This is a genomic window from Sphingobacterium nematocida, from assembly GCF_900168125.1.
GTDB lineage: Bacteria > Bacteroidota > Bacteroidia > Sphingobacteriales > Sphingobacteriaceae > Sphingobacterium > Sphingobacterium nematocida.
This window is the reverse complement of record NZ_FUZF01000016.1, coordinates 1-19491: the sequence shown is the minus strand read 5'-3', so window position 1 is coordinate 19491 and position 19491 is coordinate 1. Positions and strand designations below refer to the sequence as shown.

The 19491-nt window shown below is 39.8% G+C and carries 18 protein-coding genes; 10 read left to right on the top strand and 8 right to left on the bottom strand.

Annotation, left to right across the window (positions count from 1 at the left end; all coding sequences use genetic code 11):
• Nucleotides 1-58: 58 nt before the first annotated feature.
• The gene (locus B5X76_RS15845; RefSeq protein WP_139375347.1) at nt 59-496 is read right to left on the bottom strand and encodes a hypothetical protein; all 438 of its coding nucleotides are present in this window, start codon (nt 494-496) and stop codon (nt 59-61) included.
• A 114-nt stretch (nt 497-610) separates the two neighbouring features.
• Nucleotides 611-1603, bottom strand: a complete 993-nt coding sequence (locus B5X76_RS15840) for a hypothetical protein (protein ID WP_079644577.1) — start codon at nt 1601-1603, stop codon at nt 611-613.
• 297 nt (nt 1604-1900) lie between these two features.
• Here B5X76_RS15840 and B5X76_RS15835 point away from each other — a divergent pair, with 297 nt between their 5' ends.
• From B5X76_RS15835 to B5X76_RS15820, 4 genes are all read left to right on the top strand, one after another.
• The gene (locus tag B5X76_RS15835; RefSeq protein WP_079644576.1) at nt 1901-2842 is read left to right on the top strand and encodes an AvrD family protein; all 942 of its coding nucleotides are present in this window, start codon (nt 1901-1903) and stop codon (nt 2840-2842) included.
• Between the two features lie 12 nt (nt 2843-2854).
• On the top strand, nt 2855-3553 hold the full coding sequence (locus B5X76_RS15830) for an ATP/GTP-binding protein (RefSeq protein ID WP_079644575.1): 699 nt from the start codon (nt 2855-2857) through the stop codon (nt 3551-3553).
• Nucleotides 3554-3638: 85 nt separating this feature from the next.
• The gene (locus B5X76_RS15825) at nt 3639-4223 is read left to right on the top strand and encodes a cyclic nucleotide-binding domain-containing protein (protein ID WP_079644574.1); all 585 of its coding nucleotides are present in this window, start codon (nt 3639-3641) and stop codon (nt 4221-4223) included.
• Between the two features lie 261 nt (nt 4224-4484).
• On the top strand, nt 4485-4937 hold the full coding sequence (locus tag B5X76_RS15820; RefSeq protein WP_079644573.1) for a hypothetical protein: 453 nt from the start codon (nt 4485-4487) through the stop codon (nt 4935-4937).
• Between the two features lie 63 nt (nt 4938-5000).
• Here the strand turns inward: B5X76_RS15820 and B5X76_RS15815 are convergent, their stop codons facing one another.
• From B5X76_RS15815 to B5X76_RS15805, 3 genes are read right to left on the bottom strand one after another with little or no spacing between them, the layout of a single operon-like run.
• Nucleotides 5001-6389, bottom strand: a complete 1389-nt coding sequence (locus B5X76_RS15815) for a RagB/SusD family nutrient uptake outer membrane protein (RefSeq protein ID WP_079644572.1) — start codon at nt 6387-6389, stop codon at nt 5001-5003.
• Between the two features lie 12 nt (nt 6390-6401).
• Nucleotides 6402-9608 carry a SusC/RagA family TonB-linked outer membrane protein gene (locus B5X76_RS15810; RefSeq protein WP_079644571.1) on the bottom strand — a complete coding sequence of 1069 codons (3207 nt, stop codon included), beginning with the start codon at nt 9606-9608 and terminating at the stop codon, nt 6402-6404.
• Nucleotides 9605-10342, bottom strand: a complete 738-nt coding sequence (locus B5X76_RS15805; RefSeq protein ID WP_079644569.1) for a TlpA family protein disulfide reductase — start codon at nt 10340-10342, stop codon at nt 9605-9607. Before B5X76_RS15805 ends, B5X76_RS15810 begins: the two co-directional genes overlap by 4 nt.
• 631 nt (nt 10343-10973) lie before the next feature.
• On the opposite strand from B5X76_RS15805, the gene B5X76_RS15800 reads away from it, so the two are divergent.
• Nucleotides 10974-11606, top strand: a complete 633-nt coding sequence (locus B5X76_RS15800) for a hypothetical protein (RefSeq protein WP_079644567.1) — start codon at nt 10974-10976, stop codon at nt 11604-11606.
• A gap of 80 nt (nt 11607-11686) precedes the next feature.
• Nucleotides 11687-13042 (top strand): RNA-binding domain-containing protein, encoded by a 1356-nt coding sequence (locus tag B5X76_RS15795; RefSeq protein WP_217699670.1) that lies wholly within the window; start codon nt 11687-11689, stop codon nt 13040-13042.
• A gap of 121 nt (nt 13043-13163) precedes the next feature.
• Here B5X76_RS15795 and B5X76_RS22030 read toward each other — a convergent pair whose 3' ends face one another.
• Nucleotides 13164-13313 (bottom strand): hypothetical protein, encoded by a 150-nt coding sequence (locus B5X76_RS22030; RefSeq protein ID WP_176141104.1) that lies wholly within the window; start codon nt 13311-13313, stop codon nt 13164-13166.
• Nucleotides 13314-13338: 25 nt separating this feature from the next.
• The gene (locus B5X76_RS15790) at nt 13339-14496 is read right to left on the bottom strand and encodes an ATP-binding protein (protein ID WP_217699669.1); all 1158 of its coding nucleotides are present in this window, start codon (nt 14494-14496) and stop codon (nt 13339-13341) included.
• 436 nt (nt 14497-14932) lie between these two features.
• Between B5X76_RS15790 and B5X76_RS15785 the strand changes: the two genes are divergently transcribed.
• The 4 genes from B5X76_RS15785 (at nt 14933) to B5X76_RS15770 (ending at nt 19183) form a co-directional block, all read left to right on the top strand.
• Nucleotides 14933-16474 (top strand): alpha-L-fucosidase, encoded by a 1542-nt coding sequence (locus B5X76_RS15785; RefSeq protein WP_079644564.1) that lies wholly within the window; start codon nt 14933-14935, stop codon nt 16472-16474.
• Between the two features lie 40 nt (nt 16475-16514).
• Nucleotides 16515-17054, top strand: coding sequence for an RNA polymerase sigma factor (locus B5X76_RS15780; RefSeq protein WP_079644562.1), 540 nt, complete (start codon nt 16515-16517; stop codon nt 17052-17054).
• Between the two features lie 55 nt (nt 17055-17109).
• Nucleotides 17110-18204, top strand: a complete 1095-nt coding sequence (locus B5X76_RS15775) for a FecR family protein (protein ID WP_079644560.1) — start codon at nt 17110-17112, stop codon at nt 18202-18204.
• Between the two features lie 103 nt (nt 18205-18307).
• Nucleotides 18308-19183, top strand: coding sequence for an STN domain-containing protein (locus B5X76_RS15770; protein ID WP_079644558.1), 876 nt, complete (start codon nt 18308-18310; stop codon nt 19181-19183).
• Here B5X76_RS15770 and B5X76_RS15765 read toward each other — a convergent pair.
• A partial coding sequence (locus tag B5X76_RS15765) for an integrase core domain-containing protein (RefSeq protein WP_139375346.1) occupies nt 19180-19491 on the bottom strand: 312 nt, incomplete at its 5' end. The genes B5X76_RS15770 and B5X76_RS15765 overlap by 4 nt on opposite strands.

The following is a 19491-nucleotide window of genomic DNA, read 5'->3' as shown; positions in this document are numbered from 1 at the left end:
TTACTTAAAAAGCTACAAAATAGTCAGCTACCAGCATACAACAGCTAGCAGCACAGACCTACTTGCGCCTCCATTTCGTCTCCAACAACTGCTTTGCCAGATCCCGGGCAAAGAAGTACTCAATCTTGCCCAACTTCATCGGATTCAGTTTTTCATCGGCTACATAATTGCGAAAGGTCGCATCCGAGATGGCCAGCTTCTCCATCACATCCTGCTTGAACAGCAATGGCTGGTCCAACAAAGACAACAGATCACGGTCCAGAATCTCGGACATACGCAGCATAAGATCTTCTATACGCTCTAAACGTTTTTCCTTTTGGTCCAACAGTTCCTGTTGTTTTTGTAAAATAGATTGCAGCACCAGGATGGTCTGATGCTGTGTTTCAAATAAATCATTGGTTCTGACCGCCTGATCGGCCAGTTGCTGGAGTAAGATTTCCATGGTAGATAAAAGATGTGCCACAGCACCTCTTCCGGAGCGCGCAGTAGGTACCACCGGCTAAATATGTAACCGATGGTACCTACTGCGAAAATGATGTTAAGGCAGGTTACATTTCAGTGAATTTTCCCAAATCCCTTCTTGAAAAGAAACATTTCCATCTTGAAATCATCATCCTAACTCCTGCATAGCAAGCTCAATTTTTTCGATAAGGCCATCATAGAAAGAAATACGTTCACCTATATCCCCCATCCCAAAAGCCTTAGATCTATCCATATCGGCTTTAAATTTACTTTTGAACATCCGTATCATCTCAGGATCAAAGGTGAGCATGCTATTGATGGTATCCAGCTTGATACTCAGAAAATCCTGTCCGGGGCATTTCCACACCATAAACCCCTGCCGTACCGGCGTACGTTTTTTAAAGACATCTATACGCACACCGCCAGATTTTTTGCCCCTGTTACCTTTGATCCTAAATTGTTCGATCAGCTCTTTCAGCTCGGCCAATATAGGCTGTATCACTTTGGTATCCCTAAACCTACACAACGAGCTCAACTCGTAAAGCCCATACAGCAGACCGTCCAGAATCGTATCATCCCATATTTCCCTACTTGTTATCTGCTGATAGGCATCATGGATAGCCTCAAACTGCGGGGCCAGATCCAATTTATCAAGTTCAGCAGTAAAATCTTCATAGTAAAGTTCCGCTTTAACCTCATCGCTATCCTCCGATTTCTGCATATCACAGTAATACTGGTATAGCTTAAAGTAGGTCAGCTGTTTGTATGGCATAAAATGAAAGATCGGGATCTCATCGGCCATAAACAAAATTTTGCCATCCTTGTTATCGGCCAACCGCCTGAACGTCACAGCCAACATACTGATATAGCTGTAATATCTATCCAGATCGTTCATATCCATAAGCATGAACTGAAAGTATACCAGCCCCTGGCTGTCCTTAAATAGATCCATAGGGGTCAGTTTTAAATAGTTGACGATATCATATAGCCTGTTAAACTTAAGCTCCGTATCAGCACTGATCCATTTTTCAACTGTTTTTTCACTGGCATTCATCGCTTTTGCAATTGTTTTACAGAGTGCATTTTTCGATTTGTAGTGTATGGCTATACGCTCAAATAATTCTTTCTGGGTGTTGAACATAAGGTATGATTTAAATTAATAATCCGGTCAATCTCAAACTTACTAAATTATCTATTAAAGAAAAACCCGAAAGCCCCCCATTATATGAGGAACTTTTGTTCACTTCTACGATTCTTCCCCTTGTAGCGGGGGAGTTAAAATAATGTTCCCCGCCACAAGGGGAACTTCTGCCCTTTCAGGAAAAAGTTCCTATCCACACGGGGAACAATTTTATTTTCCCCTCAAAACTCCCCGTACAATGGGGTTTTTCCGATTTAAATTATCCAGTAGCTTCGTCTATCACAAGTATTTAATAATATGGAAACGACAAAAAGGACAAAACGTGAGATGACAGAAAGACTACTGGGCAATACAGAAGAACGTTATTTTGGTGAAGGCTTCAAATACTTCAAAAGCAATATAATCGAATTCAAAGCAGCGGAAAAACTAATAACCGGAAAAATAAAATGCAGCTATTACGGCCCGGCCCGTCCGCGGAACGAAGCTCCCCATCTGGGCAGTATAGAATACCTCAGTCTGGCCCTGCGGATAGCCAGCTATGGACTGAACAGGTTGGGTTATTATAAGCTGCAGGTCGTAAACTATTCGTTTCTCTGTCGCTATTCGCTGACCATCAGCAAAACCCTGGAGATGGGTACGCACCCATTTTCCTGCAGGCTCCTCCATAGCAGATGGGACGACGATTGTATGCAGGGAACGGTCTCCACATTCGAGATCAACATCGGTAAAAACAAAATTATCATAGGGGTGGACCATAGCGGCGGCGGACGGATTTTGGACCTCCCGCCACAGGAGACCCTATCATTGGACATGGAGAATATGCACAGCCTCGGCTATAAGCATACCGCCCTGCAGCTGGACAATATAACCTACAGATTGGCAAAAAAAAAGATCAAATGTAGCCTACAGTACAAGCAGCTCACTGCCGAAGGAACCATGCAGGGTATAGGCAGCTCGCGCGAAAGCCTGCTATCTACAGATGCTACACGCGTATTTGGACAGTTGATGCAGATACTGGTTTATAAACTCAACAAAAGTAATCGCCTGCAGTGCCCCAATATCTGGCTACGCAAGATGACACTCACATTGGACAGGCAGCACTTCTCGGGCAGCACAGAAGCCATAGTCACTTTTGACCAGATCAGAGAAATAAAACAGGGTGACAAACTTTGGAACCTGATAAGCCTGACCGGCACCGTAGGCAACTATGAAGGAAGTTTTGAAGTAGCGTATCATTAACCATCAACCATTATGAATCGAATCGTCATCTCCGGCACCTATTGCACCGGCAAGACCACACTCAGTCTGGCACTGGAAAAAGCAACCCGTATCCCCGCTACCCATGCACTCACCATGCGCGAGATATTACCGCTGCTGTATCCTGGAAAAAGCCTACGTCAATGCAACTATGCCGAACTCATCACCTTGGGCATGCGCCGCTTTGAAGACCGCATCCATAGCGAAGTAATATTACCTGATGGCTTTATATCCGACGGCTGCCCCTTGCAGGAATGGCTATACGGCAGTACCCGACTGGTCACTGGAGCCTACCCCGATGAGTATCCCTGGAAGATGAAATTAAAGAAACTTTGGAATTATCGGAGCTATCCGGATTTTCGAAAACTATTAAAAGGTTTTGAGGGCATGGTCAAAGCTTACACCCATACCCACTACGACCTTTTCTTTCACCTGCCCGTAGAGTTCCCATTTGTTGCCGACGGGCATAGACCTACCTCCGAGCGGTTCCGCATGGAGTCTGAAAAGCGGTTGCTGGCCTGCTATGCTGAGATGGGCATCAATCCCATTGTCTTGTCCGGGACTATGGAGGAGCGCCTTACCAAAGCATTGGAGACACTTCATATCAAGCCCGAATATCCGATTGAATATTATATCCGTCATGCTACGATAGCCAGGCGCGATCGTTTTGATAAGGTGAACTTAGAAACCTAGACATGTCCCAGATCATCCTTCATAATCTCCCTATGGGTTAGAGCGCGGTTTGTGGGGAGATTTTTTATTAAAAATTAGAGCTGCTATGGATAGAGTTGAAAACTACTTTGGGAGATATAAACTTCTTAGCGAAGAAGCTAGAAATTATCTTCGCTCCAAAGGGAGGATCATAAAATTTAATAAGAATGCTTATTATGTCATGCAAAATGAGGCAAAGCACAATTGGTGCTTCTTATTAGAAGGATTAGTTGGCCATCAGGCCATCGATAAGAAAGGTAACGCAAAATACATAAAGCTATGCCCTATCAATCATTACTTTGTAGGCACCAAGCACATCTTTAGCAAAAGCAAACCCCGGACAGCCATACAGTTTTTACAACCAAGTACCATCTATACCATCTCCAATGAAGATCTAAAAACAGGAATCAGAAAATTTGCCGAACTCCATGAGATCTACAATATCATGAAGCAGCATGAGCTGGATATGAGAGATATCTTCTTAGGTATCCCCAGCATTACGCGTGAGGAGCGACTCGCTTACCTATATGATCACCTGCCGGAGGTAAAAGATAAAATGACTGTCAGGCAGCTCTGTTCCCTTTTAGGCTACAGTGATGACCGCCAGTATTACCGTGCCCTAGATTATTACAACAACAGAGAATCATCATAAAAACTATTTTCATTTGTCTGTTATAACAGATGTCCACCCTCTACAACTCCACTACCTTAGTATTATCAAAACGCAAGTACAGCGGCTCGGCGGTACCAGGTACCAATGAAAAGGGCGCACCGGCCAGAAGGTGTTTCGGACTATCACTGTGGACAGCTCTGGCATCGTACAACGTAGAGACTGCTCATGATAGCATTAGCTCCTCAAGGTTCTGAAGGAGCTAAAATATAACAGGACCAAAACAATTATAAATACAAAGAAATGGAAAATCTAAAAAAAAATTGGCTCAAAGCCATTATGGGATTAACGCTCGCACTGAGCGTAGGGTATTTTGCCGTAAATGCTTCGGAAAAGAAACCGGATAAAGTGGAAAAAAAAGTATCCGCTGAAGCAAACGCTTTTGCTCCAGTCTATAAATGGTATGCTTTGATACCTACAAGTAACACAAGTACATCAGCTCAACAATTGCTAACAGGCTCCCCTATGTCATCTCCTCCATCGCAAACCAATCCATTGGATTGTGCTAGAGAAAACAATGCCGGAGACTTTTGCGCCGTTATAGTAGAGTTTGCCCCTGGAACTACAAATTTCACGCTATCAGGGACAGACCTACAGGACGCTATCAACAACCATACAGATGCTGTTGGTATTGCATCTTCAAATCCAGATGTTGATGAGGATCAGGACGGTTATTCCCGCAAACCAGAATTGTAGCTGATATTTTCTATCTCAAAAACCTGAGTAAAGGGTACCTAATTTTAGGTACCCTTTATTAATTTAGCGATCATTCTGTTGATAGCCACCTACGCTTATTGCTTTGGGTGGAATAGGCCAAACATATCTTTTGGAGCCAGGCTCGAGAAGAAATTCCTTGCCCGAAATACTTCTTTTTAGCGTTTCCTTATATTCATTTTCTTTACTCAGTCGACGTAGATCCTGCCAGCGTGTTCCTCTAAAAAAAAGTGACCGCTTTCTCTCTGTAAAAATCAGATCCATGCATTGTTCTTTCGATAACGCTCCGAGAGGGACATAGTATTGGGAAGAAAAACGCTTTTGCCTCAATGTATTTAAGTAATCCACAGCTTTGTCAAGCACTCCATTTCTGCATAAACACTCCGCATAATTTAGATATACTTCATCCAGAGCGAGGCCCGTAAAATAAAATGAATTGCCGACGTAGGAACCTTTAAAAATAGTTCGTGTCCCACTTTTAGTGTAATATAAATCTTTACGGAGATCTCCTTTTTCATATAGCGAGAGAAAAGATGGAGAAACGTCCATCACCGTTGTCCCTAAAATCCGGAAAGAGGCAGACGAATTCATATATATAATCTCATCGTTACCAATCCCATTTGCATTAAAACTATAACTCTGATTTGCCGAAAAGGTTGAATAATCCAGCAACTGGTGCGGAATCACCAAACAAGCTTTAGCATGTTTTTCAGCCCTGACGTAATCTCCCATCTGCATATACAACCTAACCAACAACGCATTCACGGCCATCTGACTTGCTTGTAATGGAGATAAATTTGTTCGCTTAGGATCAACCAGATAAAGTGCTTCCATAAGATCCTTCTCTATAAAACGATAAGTTTCATCTAATGTTGAACGGCCTATTAACAATGTCGGATCAGCAATTTTTCGCAAAGGCAATCCAAGGCCATGTTTGGAATCTTCCGAATATACGGCGCAATACTGTTGTGCCAGCATATAATAATTGTACGCTCTGTGGAATAATGCTGTCCCTTTTATACTTTTATAAGAAGCCTGATTACCATTGTCCATTTGGATCTTGGGCAATCCATCCAATACCACATTCGCCTGCAATATTCTTGCGTATGCCTTTGACCAATCTGTGCTAGCCTCGTCACCGGAATAAATATCCTTCTCCCAGGTATAAGCATACTTTTGAAACGCATCGGTCACGCTCAAAGAAAGTCCGTTGTACAAAACATCTGATATTACATACTCATCAGAACCGATCATGCTAAGTGTAGTGATAGATGAAGTGGCAAACATATTGTAATCGTACAGTAACATCCCGTAGTCTTCTAATGTCTCGGGTACAACCGTCTGCATATTGGGCTTCACATCCAAAAAGCTCGAATTACAGCTCACCACAACGATTATGACAGCTGTATACATTCCTATAAATAACTCTCTCATTATCTAAATATTTTATATGTTAATCCTTAGTGCCATATTAAATTGCCTTGTCATTGGATAATTCGTATTCGGATACTCGGGGTCTATGTGTCGACGGGTTCTTTTCCACAGTATGCCCAGGTTGTTGGCAGAAAAAACTAACTGTATTCCTTTAATGCCTGATCTGTTTAACAGCATATTGTTGAACGAATAACTAACCGTTAAATCCTGTAACTTTAAGTGGTCCAATGGAACAATATGTACATCTCCATATTGATACAGGCGGATCAAATTTATATCATACTTTTCCGTAGTGGCCGGAATAAAGGTATGCGCCTCATCACCTGGCTTCTGCCACCGATCATAATAATCCATATGGTAGAAATTATAGCCTGTTCTCGTTTGCTCGGCACCGGGTCCATAACTTTTCATTCGACCCACATGGCCGAATTTGTAGATCAGCAATGTACTCGCTTCAATTCCTTTCCAACCAATACCAAGTCGATAGGATCCAAACCAGGGAGCCACTTTAACACCCGACCTGCTTAAATCATCAATTTTTAGCCCTTCATAATAAGACTGATAACTTGAAGCTTTGCTGCCGTCCCTATTATAGAAAACCGGCAGCCCTGTCTGTCCATCCAATGCAGGCCATGGGATGCTGTACATTACATCTGGCGATTCATCCTTGATGAAATATCTGGAGACCATGTAGTCATTGACAGTTTTAAGCGGATCACTTTTGATTTTATTCACTTTACTGGACGCGTAGTTCAATAAAAAATGTTGTTGTATCGAGATTCCCGAAAAGGATAGATGGTGCCCAAGCGAGAAATCAACTCCTCTCGTACGCATATCCGCATAATTCTGCATATAATTTGAGGATACACCGATGGTCGGATCTATAGCCATACTGCTCAACAAGTATTTCGATTGTTTATCAAACCACTCAACCGAACCTGTCAATCCAAATGCTCTCATGCCCCAGTCTACACCAAGATTCAACATATTTACCTGTTCCCAGCGCAAACTTGGATTACCTGGGCTATTTAATATTGCGTAACTTAGCTGATAACGTGTATCTTCACGTTTATTCATCACAGGCAAATGGCCCAGAGATTTGTTGATATTCCCGGAGCTGCCGTAGGTAGCCCGCCATTTTAGCTGAGAGAAGATATCAACATCAAAAAACGGTTCATTCTTCATGTCCCAGCTAGATCCTATAGACCACAAGGCAATACCACGTGCATTGGTCTTGACCCCAAGTAGATTGCTTCCATCCCAACGTATGCTACCACTCAAAATATAACGTTTCAAAAAGGATAGACCAACATTACCATAAGCACTCAATAATCGATTATTGATTCTATTGGGTAGTCCATTTTCAGTTGGAACCATAGCCTGATATCCCTCGGGACGTACGTAGTATTCCTCCCGACCAAACATATGCTGCGAAGTCCCGGATTCCGTTAACTCATTATAGCCGTAATAGGTAAATGGTACAGCATTTCTAGACTGTTGAGATGATGCTTCCAATCCAGCCAACGCATCAATATCGATTTTGTCAATCCATGAACGACTATAGTTTGACTGCAGTCTCAGTGCATGGGTACCAGAAATTAACTGGGCTTCTTTTTTCCATACACCACCCAGAGGAATGATTCTTGAACCATCAGCCTGCGTATAGGTATTGATCAGGTTACGCGCAAAATAACTGTCCTCATTATAATACGATTCGCCGTCTGCCACTACAGCAGTGTAGGTATAACTTCCTTTCAGTTGCAGTCCGAACAGCGTGCTGTACCGAATATTCCCGACTAAAGAAGTGTTTTTATTCCAGCTGGTAAATCTGTTGTTGTAAAGTTCATCTATAGGTCTATACATCCAATCCAACAAACCTGCTGCAATGGCCTTCTCTTGATAACCGTACCGCAGGCTCTGCATAGACCTGACAATGGAAAGGCTATTTCCCTCACTATCCATAAGAGGCATATATATATTCTCGTTGCCCAGCAGCGATAATGCCACATTACTAGAGACGTCTTTCCTTTGCTGCGTACGAATTATCCCTTCGATTTCAAACCGTTTTCCGACGCTTAATGCATTTTGGAGAGACAGGTTGTAGGAGCTATTTTTTTGCCCCTCGATGTTGCTCAGTCCCTGCTGATAACCGGCGGTCATATTGTATCGGAACCTGCTCTCCCCTCCTCTTAACCCAATATTATGTAATTGTTGCAAACCGTTTCTATAGATATACTGTTCTGCATCTCTCCGAATATCACTATTGCGGTAAACTTCTTCCTGTCTTACAAACTCCTCTTCAGTGATGAGTTTATCTCTTTTCTTTATTAACAGCTCCACATATGCCGGTAGAACAGAAACATTCGTTTCCGTGTACCCTTTTTTTTCGAATAACTGCTTCTGAAAATCCATTACAGTTACCGGGTTAAGTGTCGCCCGGTTGTAGAACAGATCCGGTTTTTCCTGGATCAGCCAGGCCGTATTTGCCGTAATCTCAACGGGCTTATCAAATGCCCCCCTTTTCATATTGATCACGATTACGCCGTTTCCTGCTTTGGCCCCCCAGATGGAGGCTGCCGAGGCATCCCTTAAAATCGTGACAGATTCCACATCGTTTGGATTGATACTTCGTAGATCACCATCAAAGGGAAAATCATCGACTACAATCAATGGCTTATTGTCGGATAGAAGGGTTGAAGAACCTCGGATACGTAGGTCTGGTGCACCCGATGTGTTTTCTCCGGTTAAGTTTCCCCGATCAAACTGCAATCCGTTGGACACCCCTTCTAGCCTATCCAAAAGATTTCCCGAGGCACTTCTATTCAACAACTTGTTATCGATATGTACATAGCTACCCGCTAGGCGATCTTTCGGAGCAGAAAAGTATCCTGTGCTTATGACATCAACCGTTTCGATAGCACCTTCTTTCGGAATTAAATATGTCTTCTGATCAGTCTTGGACAGCAATCTGTAATCTAAAGGCTGAAAAGCCATATGTCTGATCATAACAGTACTTCCTATATCCTTTCCTGAAAGCCACACCCAACCCTTATTGTCTGTGTGGAGAAGTTTACCGTCTTTACTATTGATTGAAGCACCCACAACAGGCATAGAATCACGTGACGAGAGTACCTGCAGCTTGAGATCTAACTGAGCATGCGAACCACCTGCTGTTAGGAGGGCCATCAAAACAAGTAGGGATTTTACTATAATCTTCATCGCCCAACCTCCTTTACAAGCTCGTTCGCAAATTCTATTTTTTTCTTTTCCGGCCAGTATGCAATACTCACTTCATCCCACCTTCTTTGCTCCACAAGATCCAGGTTGTCTATGGTGAGCGTACGTTTATCTGGTGCACCAAGAATCTCATTACCTTTAATCATCAATATGCCATAATAACCGTTATATCGCGTCAACATCCGGTTGACAAGAAAAGAAAAGTCGTATAAGGTCGGGATATCAAACCCCGTTCGTGCTACAAAACTACGGTAACTGTGCTCCGTATCGATCACATTTATAGAAATGAATTCAATGTTTTTATAACGTCTATTAGCGATTATCGAATCTAAATGTAGAAGGGATTCAATACATGAACTACACCAAGTCGGCCAGAAATCTATAATCAGCACCTTGTCTTCAGCCGCATAATCAGCGAGGCAGACAGTATCAATTAGATCCGTCCCTATGTACAATGGCATTCTGTGGTACCACAAAGAGTCTGGCGCAACATCCCCGATTTTGAGAGGTACAATATTGTTAAGGCCCTTGGCCTCCTGCCTTCGGGCAGGAGGCCAAGGGCCACTAAACAACACACAGAATATTATGATAGATTCTATTGACCACACGATCCCCGCTCGCAGGACATTTATTTTGTTATGTATCGGGCTCTTGAATAAGGCTGCATTATCTTCAAAATAAGGCAATCGATTTCCACCCCAATTAAAAATTCTCATTTTTTTTGGTTCATTGAGTGTGACCCAACGAAGGTGGCTCCGGAAAAATAGACCGGTCAATATCCTACCGTACCTAATCCTAGATCAGGCCACACGGTTAAAAAATAATGTTGATTGATTCAATATCGGACGAGCTCACAATTTATGTCTAATTGGATTTATCGTGGTTTATATGGAGCGCAAAACCGATTAGTTTGGCCGTCTTGAGACCAAACCTCCCTTACCGAACTATTCGGGGGCGGAGATTAGATTTTTTTCGAATTGTTTTTTCATAACTCACTTTATATTTAGTGAGTCTCTGCTAGAGGAGCAAAAAAACGTGGAGTGCTATCTAGCTTTATCCCCCGGGTCTCACGCCTTCGAAGTCCGCATCAAACGATAGCATCCACGCCTTTATATTGCGAATATAGCAAACAAAGGACAATGGATGTAATCTACCGCTCTCGACTTCAATAAAATTGTGAGACTTGGGAAACGAGACTCGTAAACTACAATTACTAATGACTTATAAAGCAACTTATAAACTCATAAATCATTATTAATTCAAATATACAAAATAAATACAAATAAAAATACAAAAAGTAGAACTTTATTTATACAAACAAATCCAATTATAAGCTTTAATTTATAAATGGAAAGTCGTTATGAAAAATCTTTAGAAAAGGACATCAAGAAACTCCAAAAAAAGCTAGGAGAACTATTGAAACAAGAAAGAGAAAAGTCCATTCATGGAGAAATAAAATCCTATACAGCATTAGTGGACATTGACAAAAGCACAATTTACGCAGGCGAACGTGGAGAGTCCAACTTTACAGTCTCAAGGCTTTACACATTGCTTAGAGGTAACGGACAAACTCACGAAGAAATTATTCAAGCTTTCACATTCCTAATAACCGGACTACATAAATATAGCGAATTTTCATTGCCTTCTGAAACCGAACAACAACTCAGACTACAAGTAGAGACGAAGCTAGGAACAAAAGTAGCTAAGGCCTTAAAATCCGACCACATAAACAGAATATACCTAATGTTGGCCTATTGTGATGATAAAAAGATAAGAAAAACAGATCTAAAGAAGTTTTTTGACCTCGATAGTTACACAAAACATTTTAACCACTGCCTCAAAATAGCCGATGAGATGGACTGGATCAACATGACCTATCCAGAAAAACCCAATGCTAAAAACCAAAGCTACTACACAACCGAAGCCGGCAAGGAAGTACTACGACTGAAACAAGACGGAGAGGAAAACGAAAACAGCTAACGAAGGCGACTAATTTAGATAAAAATAGATCTGTTTAAGGACGCTCTACAAACATCCAACCAGATTGCCAAATTATGATTATGAGAAAAAGTCTAATTGAAGATTCTACCACTGAATTCAAAAGCTCATTTAACGATAGCGCAATAGAGTCATTATCAGCATTTACGAATACCAAAGGTGGTCGTGTTCTTATTGGGATCGATGATAATGGCACCCCAATCAAAGGATTTAATATAGGGGACGAGACGCTTCAAAAGTGGATCAACGAGGTTAAGAGCAAGACTCAACCGAGTATTATTCCCGATGCGAGCATCATCAATATTGACGGTATTGATATCGCCGAATTGGCCATATCAGAATTCCCAATCAAACCGATAGCTTTCAAGGGGCGCTATTACAAAAGGATGGGCAATTCAAATCATTTACTTAACAGTTCTCAAATCAGCGATCTACATATACAGTCTTTACAACTGTCATGGGATTCCTACCCCTTCTCTAACCGAACCTATAAAGATCTTAACGAAGATAAACTCCATAATTTCATCAACAGGGTAAATATCGGTGGGCGATTTGAATTACCGAAAAAACCATTAGAAGCGTTAAAACTTCTAAAGCTTATAAAGGACAGTGCCGTTACCAACGCAGCCATGATCCTCTTTTCGAAAGAAAACCTATACCATAATGTTCATGTGGGTCGATTTCGCACGCCATCTTTGATTATAGATGAAAAAATGATTAGTGGGAACTTATTTGATGTAGTTGAAGAAACTTTACGTTTTATTACTTCACACATCAAAGTTGCATTCGAAATTACTGGAGCTACATCTCAACGTACTGAAATATTTGAATACCCTACTGCTGCAATTCGCGAAATGGTAATTAACGCATTGGTTCACCGCGATTTCACAAGTCCTTCAGACGTACAGATTAAGATATTCGACCAAGAGATTACGATCTACAATCCGGGTAGATTATACGGTAACATCGACATAGATGAACTAAAAGAAAACAAATACGCATCAGAATTAAGAAACAAACTGATTGCTGAAGCATTTTATCTTACCAAAGACATAGAAAAATATGGAACTGGTTTTTCTCGTATTAGAGATGAAATAAAAAGCTATCCTACCATGCGCTTTGATTTCTATGAACAGGGAAATGGCTTTGTAACTTCGTTATCGTATACAAAGCAGAAAATTTCAAACACGAATAGCATTGAACCTGTAAATGAACCGGTAAATGAACCTGTAAATGAACCTGTAAATGAACTTTTCAAGTTGATTATTGCAAACCCTGGTCAAAGAAGACCTTTCTTCGAAAAAGCTTTAAAGACCTCAAGAAGCAGTATACATAGATGGATACAGGAACTACAGATGAAAGACAAAATTGAGTTCAGAGGCGCCCCAAAAAGCGGAGGATATTGGGCAAAAGGGTGATACGTCTACTGCCGTCACAATTCTTGTGGTGGACATAAACGCAAGTACTAGCAATGAAAAGCGAAAAAATCCGTTTCAAATTTTACTTCGAAACGGCTTCTCAATAATCATCTTTTAGATTCTATTTCAGTTTTTCTATCTCTTCAACAGTTAATCCAAGAATCTCCGAGATCATCTTGACCTCAAAACCATTTTTCAACAGCTTTTTTTCGCTCTCCTTCAGCCCTGCCCTCTCTCCAGAAAAGTGTGTCCATAAGCATGGAATTGCCACCTTCTAGAGTACACAGATTTAGGTTTTATCGCCACTCACGATTCAAAAAATCACTGATAAATAGATGCTCGACTCCCTCTATTTCATCTTTCCAAAAATCATCCATAGTGACTACAAATTTAGGATATTGGTCATTAATCGACAGCAAATTTCCAAATTCTCTCTGTATAGTCTGTTCATTTTCCAATTTATAGGCGACCTGTACATAAACTTTTTGTCCTTTTCTTTCCGCCACAAAATCAATTTCTATATTATCCAATTTGCCCACATACACCTTATATCCTCTTCTCTTTAACTCCAGAAATACTATATTTTCCAAAAGGCCTCCAATCATTCTATCCCTCCTGCCCATAGTAGCATAGACAATAGCGATATCACTCACATAAAATTTCTCTTGCGTTTTCAATATTTCTTTCCCTTTGATATCATAGCGCGGTACGCGATACAATATAAATGCCCCTTCCAAGGCATTCATGTAATTATACACTGTATTGACATCTACCTTTCGTTGTTGGCTTTTGAAATAATCCGCAACATTCTTTCCGGAAAAAGTATTTCCTATATTGTCAAAAGCATACTTCACCACCCGTTCTAATAATTCCACATCACGGATTTTGTACCGCTGCACCGTATCCCTCAGGATCACCGAAGAGTAGATATCGTAAACCACTTTATAGGCCGATTCATCCGAATAATCAGCCGTATGTATTACTGGAAACCCGCCCTTTCGCAAGTATTCCATAAAGAGACTCGCTTCATTAAGTATTTCGGGTAAATAAACCTTTCTAAAATTCAGAAACTCTTTATAAGACAGCGTATAAACAGGAAATTCTACATATCGACCTGCAAGATAAGTAGCCAATTCTGAGGATAACAAATGAGAATTAGATCCTGTAAGATACACATCTACATTAAAATCGACTAAAAAAGAATTGACTGCTTTTTCCCATTCTTTTACTTCCTGTATCTCGTCCAGAAGCAGGTAATATTTCTGCGACTCTTTAAGCTGATCCTTGACATGTTGATACAAGGCTTTAGCAGATAAGAGATCCGCATAAACGAAGCTTTCGAAATTGATAAAAACAATCTGTTCTTCATGAACCCCATTTTTCAATAACTCTTCACGTAGCAACCGTAATACAGTAGATTTACCCGACCTTCTAATGCCAGTCAAAATCTTCACCTATGGCTTGTCTATAAAAGGCTTTATTTCCTCTAAATATGTGGATCTAATAATCATCATTTACGCTTATAACCACAAAAATAATGAATTATTTGTAGTTTTTATGGCTATAACCACAAAAACTACAAATAAATAATCAGTCGACTTTTCGTCACCTTTAATCACCAATTTGGGAGTTGACCGTTATTTAGAACATTACCTACAAAGGAGGAATAATGCTTCGGGCCAGATTAATCTTAATCTGATTATACATAAAACATGAATTTCCTTTATTGTAATTCATTAAATATTCTTGTATAAAGATGTAAAAAAACAACCCTCATCATGTTAATAATACTTAATGTTTAGGTAAAATAATTTACAAATTAACTATATCTCTCCTTTACATTTGTGTAAATGTATAATTTAATACATGACCATATAAGCTAACCCCGCTATGAATATAAGACCTATCACTACTCGGAAGATTATAGTATCAGCGTTTATGCTTTGCTTTTACTGTCTAGTAAATGCACAGAATTATATTGAGATAAAGCCTGATGATGACGAAAAAGAAATTGTAAAAAAGGCTGCTTCAGTAAAGCCTACACAACGTCAGTTAAATTGGCAGAAATTAGAAGTTACCGGCTTCTTACACTTTGGCATCAATACTTTTACGGGTAAGGAATGGGGAGACGGCAGCGAAAGTCCGTCCCTATTTAACCCCAGCAAATTGGATACGGATCAATGGGTAAAAGTGGCTAAAAAAGCAGGTATTAATCTTCTTATTCTAACGGCAAAACATCATGACGGATTTTGCTTGTGGCCCACTCAAACAACAGAGTACTCCATCAAAAATGCACCATACTTAGATGGAAAGGGAGATATCCTAAAGTCTCTGGCCGAATCCTGCAAAAAATTTGACATGAAAATTGGCGTCTACTTATCTCCTTGGGATAGAAATGCCAAAAGCTATGGTTCTGAAGCCTATAACGAAATGTTCAGGAACCAATTGACAGAAGTACTTAGTCAGTATGGAAAGATTGATGAGGTATGGTTTGATGGTGCTAATGGCGAAGGCCCTAATGGGAAAAAGCAGGAATATGACTGGTCTTCTTATTACAACTTGATCCGAAAACTACAACCGGATGCTGTCATTGCGGTAATGGGCCCTGATGTAAGATGGGTAGGTACCGAAACCGGATACGGTAGAGAGACAGAATGGTCGGTAGTACCTGCAAACAACCTAGACCAAAATAATATTGCGGCTGGCTCACAGCAACAAATGAACATAAAACCGGCTGGTGATATGCAAAATAAAGATGTCGGAAGTCGTGATAAAATACTAAAAGCAAAAGGTTTGGTATGGTACCCGGCAGAGACGGATGTTTCGATAAGACCCGGATGGTTTTACCATGCCCATGAAGATTCTAAAGTTAAATCTAAGGAGAAACTATTAGATATCTATTTCCACTCGGTCGGTAAAAATGGCGTACTCCTACTCAATATTCCGCCAACTAAGGAGGGCCTAATTCATCAGATTGATGAAACTAATTTAATAGAATGGAAAAATTTGAGGGATCAAATATTTGGTAACAATGTACTACACCATAAAGGAGTCAAATTATTAAAAGACGGAAATAGAAAATCTTTAAAAAATGACGGAACAGGCATTTGGACTACAAAAAAAGAGAACCAAGAATTGATTTTTGAATATGAATCTACCAAAGATCTAACATTCAACATACTCCAGTTGGGTGAATTTATTAAATGGGGACAACGGGTAGAGAAATTTGAAATTCAAGTGAAAAAGAATAATAATTGGGAATCAATTGCTAATGGTACTACAATAGGCTACAAACGCATAATGGTACTCCCAACTACAGTATCAAATCATATCCGAATCAAAATTACGCAATCTAGATTAAATCCTTTTGTTGATAAAATAGGGCTTTATCATTACGAAGACATCGCTAAACTGGATGGTAAGGCACACTAACATGTGTCACTCATTCCGTTTATAAAATAATGTATTTGGCATGAAAAAAATACAGGGAAAAATAGAAGACTCAAAATATATTGATCATAATAGCTTTGTGAGCTATTATGAATCTTACTTCCCTTTAATGTACCTTCATGCTTTACGTATGCTGGATGACCGGGAAGAGGCCAAAGACGTTGTACAACAAGTCTTTTTTAAAATCTGGGATAAACGGAATGAAATAAGCATTAAAGAGTCTGTTAAATCTTACCTGTATAAATCTACAAGAAATGCCGTGTTGGATAAGATAGCTTCTAGAAAGATTAGTGAAAAGCATAAAGAAAACATGAAATCATTTTCAACTAAAACAGTTGAAATCGAAGATGAAGCACAAATTGCTCGAAATTTATCTGCTAGTATAGACGCCGAAATAAACAAACTACCGCCTCAGATGCGACTAATCTTCCAATTGAGCCGTATCGAAGAACAATCTCACAAAGAGATCGCTTCGCAACTAAACATATCGACTAATACAGTAAAAACTCAAATAGCAAGAGCACTTAAAGCGTTAAAATTAAAAATTACCTATTTTTTTTAAAGCGCTTGTCATCCCAATCTCGATGTCGTCCGTCATACCTTAAAAAGAAGGTATTATGCCATACGACATCGAGGAATTAATAGAAAAATATAAAGCAGGAAAGTTAACCAAAGCGGAAAGAGATTATCTGATGCAGTGGTATAACTCTTTTGCCGATTCTCAATCCTTAGATAACTATGCTAATGAAGACTTATTAGAAGACATAAATGAATTAAAATATATCGACTATAGTGCTTCTTCAAAAAAAGTTTTCCGCTTTTTCTATAAATGGCCGCTGGTTGCCGCAGCATTTGTGCTTGTTGGTATAATAAGCTTTATCCTGATCAAAAACCGATTAGAGCAACAAACTAGCGCGACTCACGTGGTCGCAGGATCTCAAAAAGCCGAGCTGATCTTGCACAGTGGAGAAAAAATAATCCTAGACAGCTTAACATCCTTTGCTCCTATAGTAAAGAAAAATCTACAAATAGATAGATTGAAAGATGGTACGTTGAAGTACACTGCACTGACAAACAATGACGGAACAAATAGCTATGACGAACTTAGTATTCCGAAAGGCGGTGAATATAAAATACAACTGGTAGACGGAACAAAAGTGTGGTTGAATGCGGGATCTAAATTACGTTTTTACACCTCTTCAAAATCTACAAATAGAGAAGTTTGGCTTGAAGGCGAAGGATATTTTGAAGTGCAAAAGAATGCCGAAAGGCCATTCTTAGTACATACAAACCAACAAAAAATAAGAGTAACGGGCACAGCATTTAATGTCTCCTGTAATAACAGTAAAACCCAAACAACTTTAATTGAGGGTGGCGTATCCATTAATGATGGCAAAGTGCATCTTAAACCAAATGAGCAACTCACTACGCAAGACAAAGTGGATCATGCCCTTGTAAAAGTCGATGTAGCTGATGTAATTGCATGGAAAAATGGATACTTTATCTTTAAAGATTACCCATTGGATGAAGTATTGCGCAATCTAGAGGCGTGGTATGACCTGCAATTCACGAGTAAGACTACCTTGAAAAACCATAAAATATGGGCTACAATGTCCAAATACAAGGACATTGATGAAGTGCTTCATATTATTGAGTTAACAGGAGTAGCTAAGTTCAAAAGAGAAGGAAGGAGGGTAGAAATAAGACAATAAGTACTAATATAATCTGAAAAAACGAGGAACTGGCATTCCCCGTTTAAGAATTTATTCGATTAGCTAACCATTCACTAACTCGTAAATAAACCATTCAAAATTAATGAAAAAATCTCAATTATGTTCTGCTCCATATAATATATGGGGTGGTCGATCAATTACATTGAAAATGAAACTGGTGTCATTTTTAATTATCTCATGCATCATGTATACACAAGCATCAGTGCATAGTCAGACAATTACATTAAAACAAAATAATCTAAAATTAACATCGTTTTTCAAAGAAGTTAAAAAGCAAACTAACTATGATGTGGTTAGCAAATCTGAAGATGTTAATCATATTGAGGTAAATGCAAACTTCAACAATGAAAAGCTAACTGATGCGTTGAAGAAAGTATTTGCTCAAACTAGTCTTTCGTACGAAATTGTTGGGACGAACATTGTCGTGAAAAGCAAAACAACGACCAAAGCCAATCCTGAAAACAAAAAAATAGTGCAGAACATGCTACAAGGAAAGGTAGTAGATAACAACGGAACCCCACTAGCAGGGGTAAGTATTACGGTGCAAGGTACGAAAGAATCTGTATTATCTAACGACGATGGATCATTTTCGATCAAAGGAAATGTAGGGAGCATTCTCATATTCTCCTATATTGGATATAAAAAAGTAGAGTTTAAAGCTACTGATTTAAAGCTTATTTCTGTATCAATGGAAAGTGAGGCTCAAGACTTAGATGAAGCAGTAGTAGTTGGCTTCGGTAAACAAAAAAAATCCAGCGTAGTCAGTTCTATTTCTACGGTAAAAGGGTCAGACATTTCTTTCCCAACTCGTAATTTAACAAACAATCTTGCAGGTCAATTACCAGGATTAATTGCTATTCAAAGATCGGGCGAGCCTGGTTATGACAACTCTGAATTCTGGATAAGAGGGGTAAGCTCATTTTCAGGAGGCACAAGTCCATTTGTAATCTTACCCTAGCTAGCTACATCCAAAACTAAAGAATTCCAATCGGAATTGCTATTGCTATCTTGTTGGAACGTAGGAAACTCGGAGAGTTTTCCATATTTCAACAGGAATTCAGTCGGCGTTAACTGCCCCAAAGCAGAATGAGGTCTTTCATTGTTGTACATCCATGCCCATGCGGCTGCATATTTCCTAATATCAGGCAAGCTATTGAACATATAGCTATCAAGCACATCCTGCCTGAAAGTTCTGTTAAACCGTTCTATCAAACTATTTTGTGTAGGTTTTCCTGGTTGGATAAACTGCCATTGTATGTTGTTCTG

Excerpts from the sequence above, each read along its gene's own strand:
- B5X76_RS15840 (WP_079644577.1), bottom strand. The coding sequence starts at position 1,603 with ATGTTCAACACCCAGAAAGAATTATTTGAGCGTATAGCCATACACTAC.
- B5X76_RS15835 (WP_079644576.1), top strand. The coding sequence starts at position 1,901 with ATGGAAACGACAAAAAGGACAAAACGTGAGATGACAGAAAGACTACTG.
- B5X76_RS15830 (WP_079644575.1), top strand. The coding sequence starts at position 2,855 with ATGAATCGAATCGTCATCTCCGGCACCTATTGCACCGGCAAGACCACA.
- B5X76_RS15825 (WP_079644574.1), top strand. The coding sequence starts at position 3,639 with ATGGATAGAGTTGAAAACTACTTTGGGAGATATAAACTTCTTAGCGAA.
- B5X76_RS15820 (WP_079644573.1), top strand. The coding sequence starts at position 4,485 with ATGGAAAATCTAAAAAAAAATTGGCTCAAAGCCATTATGGGATTAACG.
- B5X76_RS15815 (WP_079644572.1), bottom strand. The coding sequence starts at position 6,389 with ATGAGAGAGTTATTTATAGGAATGTATACAGCTGTCATAATCGTTGTG.
- B5X76_RS15810 (WP_079644571.1), bottom strand. The coding sequence starts at position 9,608 with ATGAAGATTATAGTAAAATCCCTACTTGTTTTGATGGCCCTCCTAACA.
- B5X76_RS15805 (WP_079644569.1), bottom strand. The coding sequence starts at position 10,342 with ATGAGAATTTTTAATTGGGGTGGAAATCGATTGCCTTATTTTGAAGAT.
- B5X76_RS15800 (WP_079644567.1), top strand. The coding sequence starts at position 10,974 with ATGGAAAGTCGTTATGAAAAATCTTTAGAAAAGGACATCAAGAAACTC.
- B5X76_RS15795 (WP_217699670.1), top strand. The coding sequence starts at position 11,687 with ATGAGAAAAAGTCTAATTGAAGATTCTACCACTGAATTCAAAAGCTCA.
- B5X76_RS15785 (WP_079644564.1), top strand. The coding sequence starts at position 14,933 with ATGAATATAAGACCTATCACTACTCGGAAGATTATAGTATCAGCGTTT.
- B5X76_RS15780 (WP_079644562.1), top strand. The coding sequence starts at position 16,515 with ATGAAAAAAATACAGGGAAAAATAGAAGACTCAAAATATATTGATCAT.
- B5X76_RS15775 (WP_079644560.1), top strand. The coding sequence starts at position 17,110 with ATGCCATACGACATCGAGGAATTAATAGAAAAATATAAAGCAGGAAAG.
- B5X76_RS15770 (WP_079644558.1), top strand. The coding sequence starts at position 18,308 with ATGAAAAAATCTCAATTATGTTCTGCTCCATATAATATATGGGGTGGT.